General features: G+C 73.5%; 7 protein-coding genes and 1 pseudogene. 6 read left to right on the top strand and 2 right to left on the bottom strand.

The genetic code is table 11. From position 1 onward, the window contains the following. Positions 1-106: 106 nt before the first annotated feature. A complete protein-coding gene (locus ACWJ6R_RS25895; protein ID WP_449064729.1) occupies positions 107-862 on the bottom strand; it encodes a TetR/AcrR family transcriptional regulator in 756 nt (251 codons plus the stop codon). A 215-nt stretch (positions 863-1,077) separates the two neighbouring features. Between ACWJ6R_RS25895 and ACWJ6R_RS25890 the strand changes: the two genes are divergently transcribed. Continuing rightward, positions 1,078-2,313, top strand: a complete 1,236-nt coding sequence (locus ACWJ6R_RS25890) for an acyl-CoA dehydrogenase family protein (RefSeq protein ID WP_449064728.1) — start codon at positions 1,078-1,080, stop codon at positions 2,311-2,313. Positions 2,314-2,363: 50 nt separating this feature from the next. Further along, positions 2,364-3,158, top strand: coding sequence for an SDR family oxidoreductase (locus tag ACWJ6R_RS25885; protein ID WP_449064730.1), 795 nt, complete (start codon positions 2,364-2,366; stop codon positions 3,156-3,158). A gap of 126 nt (positions 3,159-3,284) precedes the next feature. On the opposite strand, the pseudogene pobA reads toward ACWJ6R_RS25885, so the two are convergent. Continuing rightward, a pseudogene (gene pobA, locus ACWJ6R_RS25880) lies at positions 3,285-4,463 on the bottom strand (4-hydroxybenzoate 3-monooxygenase); the annotation flags it as partial. A 110-nt stretch (positions 4,464-4,573) separates the two neighbouring features. On the opposite strand from pobA, the gene ACWJ6R_RS25875 reads away from it, so the two are divergent. From ACWJ6R_RS25875 to ACWJ6R_RS25860, 4 genes are all read left to right on the top strand, one after another. Beyond that, a complete protein-coding gene (locus ACWJ6R_RS25875) occupies positions 4,574-5,086 on the top strand; it encodes a 2'-5' RNA ligase family protein (protein ID WP_449064727.1) in 513 nt (170 codons plus the stop codon). 63 nt (positions 5,087-5,149) lie between these two features. Continuing rightward, positions 5,150-5,521, top strand: a complete 372-nt coding sequence (locus ACWJ6R_RS25870; RefSeq protein WP_449064726.1) for an effector-associated constant component EACC1 — start codon at positions 5,150-5,152, stop codon at positions 5,519-5,521. Between the two features lie 111 nt (positions 5,522-5,632). Continuing rightward, a complete protein-coding gene (locus ACWJ6R_RS25865) occupies positions 5,633-6,124 on the top strand; it encodes a hypothetical protein (protein WP_449064725.1) in 492 nt (163 codons plus the stop codon). Positions 6,125-6,215: 91 nt separating this feature from the next. Beyond that, positions 6,216-7,702, top strand: a 1,487-nt coding sequence (locus tag ACWJ6R_RS25860; RefSeq protein ID WP_449064724.1) for an nSTAND1 domain-containing NTPase, incomplete at its 3' end; no start/stop codon positions are given.

The following is a 7,702-nucleotide window of genomic DNA, read 5'->3' as shown; positions in this document are numbered from 1 at the left end:
GCAAGACCGCCCTGGTCGAGCGACTGCCCATCCTGAAGTGACCGCCCGCCGCACCAGACCGGCCGCGATCCAGCGCCCGCCTCCCCGGCACCCGGGAGGCGGGCGCTCACGCGTTCCCCGGCCCTTCCCCGCGGCGCGCGTCCCCCGGGCCGTCCGCCGCGCCGTTCCTCGTGCCGTCCGCCGTACCGCCCGGCTCCGGCAGGGGGCGGGCGTCGCGTTCGGCGAGCAGCCGGGCGGTCTCGCCGGACACCTCGGTGGCCAGCACCGCCGAGACGACGTCGATCAGATGGCTGGTGAAGAGCCGGTCGTCCTTGCCCTCCGGCCCCTCGGCGCGGCGGGCCAGCTCCACGTACGTCACCCGGATGGCCATGAACCGCTGGTGCAGCCGGCGCACGGCGACCTCGGAGAGCAGCGGGGCCACCAGCTCGCGCCAGCGGTTGATGCTCTGGCCGGGGTCGTCCCGCGCGTCGCGGAGCGCCGGCAGGCGGCTGCGGTGCACGAGCTGCTCCATGATCCGCAGATAGGACCGGCCGCCGTCGGAGTCGGCCAGCTTCGCGGCCATCGGCCGTACCAGCGCGGCCGCCAGCGTGCGGCGCGCCTCGGCCGCGGGCAGGCCGCCCCGCGCCTCGTACTCGTCGAGCAACTGGTGCCGGCGGACCTCCACCTCGGGCTGGTGCCTGGCCAGCACCGCGGCCAGCAGCCCCGCCCGGTCCCCGAAGTGGTACTGCAGCGCGGTCGAGTTGCGCTGGCCCGCCGCGGTGTTGATCTCCCGCAACGACACCCCCTCGATCCCCTTCTCGGCGAACAGGCGCTCGGCGGCCGCGATCAGCCGCCTGCACGTGGCCTCGGGATTGGGCGGCATCGGTGCTCCTCCTCCTGGCGTCCACGGGTCCACCGGATCATCGCGTCCCTCGCCGCCCTTGATGGCGGCGGAACCGCTCGTTAGGCTAATCATGCATGTGACTGAAAACATCATGCAGTCGCATCAAATCATGGCGGCACCGCAGAGGACATCGCGCGGGACATCGACCAGGACATCCGACAGGACAGATCGACCAGGACAGAGGGTTCGCACGCATGGCCATCGACTTCACACTCGCTCCCGAGCACGAGGAGATCCGCCGCCGGGTGCGGGCCTTCGTGCAGGAGACCATCATCCCGGCGGTCGAGGGCTTCGACGACGAGGAGAAGGTCCTCAGCCGCGACGAGTACATCCGGACCATCTTCGGGCTGCGCGAGAAGGCGAAGGCCGAGGGGCTCTGGCTGCCGCACATGCCGAAGGAGTGGGGCGGCATGGGCCTGGGCCACGTCGAGCTGGCCATGGTGCAGTCCGAGGCGGCCAAGACCCGGCTGGGCCCGTGGGTGCTCAACTGCCACGCGCCCGACGAGGGCAACATGCACACCCTGCTGCACTGGGCGACCGACGAGCAGAAGGAGAAGTACCTCAAGCCGCTGCTCAAGGGGCACACGATGTCGTGCTTCGCGATGACCGAGCCCGAGGTGGCCGGCTCCGACCCGACGCTGATCCGCACCCACGCGGTCAAGGACGGCGACGAGTGGGTGATCAACGGCCACAAGTGGTTCATCTCCAACGCCCGCCGGGCGGGTTTCGCCATCCTCATCGCCCGCACCGAGCTCGACATGCCCGAAGGGGCCCGCGGCGCCAACACCGCGTTCCTCGTCGACATCCCCCAGGAGGGCTGGAACGACGTCCGCGAGGTCGAGACGATGCACGGCTCGACCGGCCACAGCGAGATCGTCATCACCGACCTGCGGGTCCCCGACGGCCAGATCCTCGGCGGGCGCGGCAACGGCCACAAGCTCGGCCAGTACCGCCTCGGCCCGGCCCGCCTGGCCCACTGCATGCGCTGGATCTCGCAGGCCGAGACGGCGCTCGACATGATGGTCGACCGGGCGCTCAACCGCTACAGCCACGGCTCGCTGCTCGCCGAGAAGCAGGGCGTCCAGTGGCTGATCGCCGACTCGGCCGTGGAGCTCTACCAGTGCAAGCTCATGGTCCTGCACGCCGCCTCGAAGATCGACAAGGGCGAGGACTTCCGCACCGAGGTCTCGATGGCCAAGCACTTCGTCGCCAACAGCCTCAACCGGATCGTGGACCGGGCCATCCAGGTGCACGGCGCGCTGGGCTACTCCACCGACACCCCGCTGGCCCACATGTTCCAGCATGCCCGCTGGGCCCGCTTCGCCGACGGGGCCGATGAGATCCACCAGATGCGCATCGCCGAGCGTACGATCGCGGCGTACCGGGCCACCGGTTCGACCAACGCCGCCACGGGAGGGCTGCCGCTGTGAGCGAGACCACGGAGAACCGGTTCGGCGCGGGCGGCGGGCTGCTCAGCGGGATGGACGGCGGCCCCGGCGGGCGGCCGGCGGCGGACGTCAACGAGGTCCGCGGCGACCGGCTCGGCGGGAAGGTCGCCCTGGTCACCGGCGGCGGCAACGGGATCGGCGCGGCGGTGGCCCGGCGGCTCGCCGCGAAAGGCGCCCGGGTCGTGCTCGCCGACGTCGACGACGCCGCGGGCAAGGAGGTCGCCGAGGAGATCGGTGGAGTCTTCACGCACTGCGACGTGACCCGGCTGGAGGACAACGAGGCGGCGGTGGCCGTCGCCGTCGAGCGGTACGGCAGGCTCGACCTGGCCTTCCTCAACGCGGGCATCTCCTCCGGGTGCGGGCTGGGCGAGGACTTCGACGTCCGGCGCTACCGCCTGGCCATGGGCGTCAACCTCGACGGCGTCGTGTTCGGCGTGCACGCCGCGCTCCCCGCGCTGCGGGCGGCCGGCGGCGGCACGATCGTGGCCACCGCGAGCATGGCCGGGATCGTGGGCATCCCGAACGACCCCGTCTACGCGGCCAACAAGCACGCCGTGGTGGGCCTCGTCCGCTCCCTCGGCCAGGACCTGCAGTCCTCCGGGATCAAGGTGCAGGCCCTGTGCCCGTCGTTCGCCGACACCGCGATCCTGGGCGAGGGCAAGGCGCTGCTGGAGGAGATCGGCTTCCCGATCCTCGAGGTCTCCGAGGTCGTCGACACGTTCTTCCGGTTGCTGGACAGCGACGGCACGGGGGAGTGCTGGTTCGTGGTCCCCGGCCGCGAGAGCCAGCCCTTCGCCTTCCGCCGCGCCCCCGGCCCCCGGACCTGACCGCCCGGATCCGACGACCGCGGCCCCGCGCCGTGCCCTGTCCGGTCCCCGGACCCGACCCGGCCCGGACCCGGCCCCGCGCCGCGTCCGGGAGGCGGGGCGGCGCGGAGGACCGGCCCTCACGCTCCGGCCGGGCCCGTCCTCGTACGGCAGGCCGACGTAGTTCTCCGCGAGCGTCGCCGCCGCGGCCTCCGACGAGGTCACGTAGTCCAGGTGGGACAGCTGCAGGCGCCGCCCGTAGGCGTCGTCGGAGTCGAAGGTGTGCAGCAGCGTCGTCATCCACCAGGAGAAGTGCTGGGCCCGCCACACGCGCTTCAGGCAGGCCGCCGAGTAGCCGTCGAGCAGCTCGGTGGAGCCGTCGGCGTAGAAGCGGGCCAGCGCCTCGGTCAGCACCCGCACGTCCGCGACCGCCAGGTTGAGGCCCTTGGCGCCGGTGGGCGGGACGATGTGCGCGGCGTCGCCGGCCAGGTACAGCCTGCCGTACTGCATGGGCTCGGTGACGAAACTCCGCAGGGGCGTGACGCCCTTGTCGAAGATCTCGCCGGTGGTCAGGGTGAAGCCCGGCACCGTCTCCAGGCGGGCCTTCAGCTCCGCCCAGACGCGCTCGTCGGGCCAGTCGGCGGGGTCGGTGCCGGCGGGGACCTGCAGGTAGAACCGGCTGACCTCGGGTGAGCGCATGCTGTGCAGGGCGAAGCCGCGCTCGGTCCGCGCGTAGATCAGCTCCTCGGCCGAGGGCTTGACGCGGGCCAGGACGCCCAGCCAGGTGAAGGGGTACTCCCGCTCGTAGGCGGTGAGCACGCCGTCCGGGATCGACGGCCGGGTCACCCCGTGGAAGCCGTCGCAGCCGGCGATGACGTCGCAGTCCAGCCGCTCGCCGCCGCCGAAGGTGACGTACGGCCGGTCGGTGCCGACGTCGTGCACCGCCACGTCGTCCACCTCGAAACGGACGTCGCCGCCCGCCGCCAGCCGGGCGGCGACGAGGTCCTTGACGACCTCCTGCTGGCCGTAGACGGTGATGGCCCGGCCCGGCACCAGCCGTTCGAAGGCGATGCGGCGGCCCGCGCCGCCGTACCGCAGCTCGATGCCGTGGTGGGGGAGGCCCTCGCGCAGGAGCCGCTCGCCGACCCCCGCGGCGACGAGGGTGTCGACGGTCCCCTGCTCCAGCACGCCCGCCCGCACCCGCCTCTCCACGTACTCGCGGCTGCGGCGCTCCAGCACCACCGAGGAGATCCCGCGCAGGTGGAGCAGATGGGAGAGCAGGAGACCGGCGGGGCCCGCCCCGATGATCCCGACCTGAGTTCGCATGGGGTCGAGCATGGGGGGGAGACGGCGGCGGCCGCCGAGCCCGCCCTTCCACCCAGTGGAAGAACGGAACGGAATCGCGGCCGGCGACCCGGCGGCGCTAGTCTTCCGGGATGGTCGCCGCGCTGGAGCTCTATCTCGATCCGGCCGCCGAGAAGCGGATCAGGACGCTGTGGAAGGCGCTGGCCCAGGCCGGCGTCCAGTCGATGAGCGAGCTGCTGAAGGGCCGGCACCGCCCGCACGTCTCGCTGCTCAGCGCCGCGGAGCTGGACGGACCCGGGGTGGCCGCGGCGCTGGCGGGCATGGACGCCGCGCCGCCGCTGGAGCTGCGGTTCGACTTCGTCGGGCAGTTCCTGGGCCGGGTGCTCTGGCTCGGCCCGGTCCCCACGGCGGAGCTGCTGGCCCACCACGCGGCGGTGCACGAGCGGCTCGACGCGGCGGGGATCGGGGGCTTCGACGTCTACCGGCCGGGCGAGTGGGTGCCGCACTGCACGCTGTCGATGCGGGTGCCGCACACGGTGCTGCCCGGGGCGATCCGGCTCTGCATGGACTTCCTGCCGATCCGGGCGACCGTGACCGGCGCGGCCGTGGCCGACCACGCGAGAGACCTCTTTACCTCCCTGTGAGGGGAGTGAAGTTCACGGAGCCGCACCCCCTGTCTACGTTAGGTATGAGACGGGGGAAATGTCATGCATATCGTGGTGAAGGCGGAGACGGGAAGCCGGGACCACCTGCGGGAGCTGTACGCGTGGCTGCAGGAGGAGACGGACCTGCGCGGCCGGGTGGTGATGGAGGAGCGGCCTCCCGATCCCGGAGCGATGGGGCCGGTCCCCGAGGCGCTGCAGGTCCTGCTCGACGCCGGGGGCGCACTCTGCTCGACGGCCGCGACGGTGATCGCCTGGCTGCGCACCCGGACCGGAGAGGTGAGCGTCAGGATCACCGACGGCGACAGGGAGATCGAGGTCGGCGCCTCGGGCCTGCGGAACCTGGAGCACGCGCAGGTCGACGACATCACCGAGCGGGTCGTCCAGACCTTCCAGAAGGCCGGCAGCCGGGGATGACCCGTGGCGACGGACGGGGTCCCGCGCTCTCCTGACGCGGTGACGCCTGGTGGGCCTTCACCGGAGCATCGGGAGGTTCCGCGGCTCGCACTGTCCGCGCCGGGGACCAGGGTGCTCCTCACCGGGACCGGTACGCACGGCCCCGGCTCGCGGCTCCCTCCGGTCCCCGCCGTCCCGGCCACGATCGAGGACCTCGGAGGCTGCCTCGTCGAGCGGGCCGGCCTGGACCCCGCCGACCTGACCACGCTGGTCGACCCCGCGGATCCGGGGCGGCTGAGCGAGGCCATGGTCCGGGGAGCCCGGGAGGCGACCTCGGTCCTGATGTTCTACTACGTGGGCCACGGCGTCGTCAGCCCGCGCGGAGAGCTCCATCTCGCCACCGGCGCCACGGCCGACCTCACCCGGGGTGCGGCCGCCTATCAGGCGCTGCCGTACTCGGTGGTGCGCGAGGTGCTCTCGCAGTGCCCGGCCGAGAACGTCGTGGTCGTCCTCGACTGCTGCTTCGCCGGGCGGGCACGGGGGGGTATCGCGCGCCGAGACCGGCGACGCGCTCGACGCGGCCTGGCCGGGCACCTACCTGCTCACCTCGTCCAGCAGGGATGAGGCGTCGTGGGCGCTGCCGGGAGAGCGCTGCACGGCGTTCACCGGTGAACTGGTCCGCCTGCTGCGTGAGGGCGACCCCACGGGCCCGCCGGTGCTCACACTCGACCACGTCTACCGGTTCCTGGCGCGGGCCCTGCCGGAGAGGGGCCTGCCCCGGCCCCGGCGGCAGGCCACCGACCTCGGAGACCGCTGCCCGTTCGCGGTGAACCCGGCCTACCGCGCCCCGGCCGCCGGGACCGCGCCGCGACCGGTGGAGTCCGGGGAGGAGAGCCCCTACCGCGGGCTGAGAGCGTTCGGCCCCGCCGATGAGCAGCTGTTCCACGGCAGGCGGGAAGCGGCCCGGAACCTGGAGGGGCGGGTGCGGGAGCGGCTGCGGGACGGCGGTCCGCTGCTGGTCACCGGCCCGTCCGGGTCGGGGAAGTCCTCCCTGCTGCAGGCCGGCCTGATCCCGGTGCTGCGGCGCGCGACCGCCGGCGACCTGCGGTGCGTCGTTCTCACCCCCGGGGCCGATCCGATGGCGGAACTCGCCCGGCGGGTCGCGCCGCTCGCCGTACGGGAGTGCGGAAACGGACCGGAGTGCGGAAACGGACCGGAATACGGCGACCGGGCGCTCCCGGAGACCGGGCCCGGCGAGCTGCGCCGCGTCCTGCGGGCGGCCGGTGGACCCGTGCTGGTCATCGTGGATCAGTTCGAGGAGCTCTTCACCGCCTGCCCGGACGAGGCCTTGCGCCGGAGGTTCGTAGGCGCGCTCGCCGGAGCCTGCGAGAGGCGGGAGGGGGAGGAGCGGCCGCCCGCCGCGGTCGTGGCCGCGGTCCGCGCGGACTTCTTCGGCCACTGCGCCGCCCATCCCGAGCTGCTGGAGGCGCTCAAGCACCCGGAGGTCGTCGGCCCGATGACCACGTCCCAGCTGCGGGAGGCGATCGAGAAACCCGCGGCGCAGGCGGGACTGGCCCTGGAGGAGGGCCTGGTCGATCTCCTCCTGGAGGACCTCGGGGCATCCGGTCCGGCGGGGGCCAGGCCCGGGGTGCTCCCGCTGCTCTCCCACGCGCTGCTCTCCACCTGGCAGCGGCGCACCGGCCCCGTCCTGACGCTCGCCGCCTACCGGGCCTCCGGCGGCATCTCGCGGTCCCTGGCGACGAGCGCGGACGAGACCCTGCGGCGGCTCGGGCCGGACGCGCGGCCCGTCGCCCGCGAGCTGTTCCTGCGCCTGGTCCACCTGGAGGCCGGGATCGATGACACCCGCCGGAGGGTCGCCGTCACCGAACTGCTGCCGGAGGACGGCCACCGCGAGGCGGCCGTCCGGGAGGTGCTCGGCGAGTTCGTCCGTGCCCGCCTGGTCACGGTGGACGAGGACACCACCGAGATCAGCCACGAGGCGCTCATCCACGCCTGGCCCCGGCTGCGGGAGTGGATCGACGCCGACCGGGCGGGTCTGCTCGTGCGCCGGCGCCTGACGGCGGACGCCGAGGCGTGGGAACGGCATTCGCGCGACCCCGCCTACCTCTACTCCGACAGCCGCCTGGCCGCGGCGCGACGCGGTCCGCGCCGCGGCCGAAGACCGGCCGCGGACCGGAGACG

The sequence above is a fragment of the Planomonospora algeriensis genome, assembly GCF_977012225.1.
Note: the sequence above shows the minus strand (reverse complement) of the source record. Positions and strands in the feature narration are given on the sequence as shown.

Bases quoted from the DNA above. Each gene is read 5' to 3' on its own strand.
- ACWJ6R_RS25895 (WP_449064729.1), bottom strand. From the start codon at position 862: ATGCCGCCCAATCCCGAGGCCACGTGCAGGCGGCTGATCGCGGCCGCC.
- ACWJ6R_RS25870 (WP_449064726.1), top strand. From the start codon at position 5,150: ATGCATATCGTGGTGAAGGCGGAGACGGGAAGCCGGGACCACCTGCGG.
- ACWJ6R_RS25885 (WP_449064730.1), top strand. From the start codon at position 2,364: ATGGACGGCGGCCCCGGCGGGCGGCCGGCGGCGGACGTCAACGAGGTC.
- ACWJ6R_RS25890 (WP_449064728.1), top strand. From the start codon at position 1,078: ATGGCCATCGACTTCACACTCGCTCCCGAGCACGAGGAGATCCGCCGC.
- ACWJ6R_RS25875 (WP_449064727.1), top strand. From the start codon at position 4,574: ATGGTCGCCGCGCTGGAGCTCTATCTCGATCCGGCCGCCGAGAAGCGG.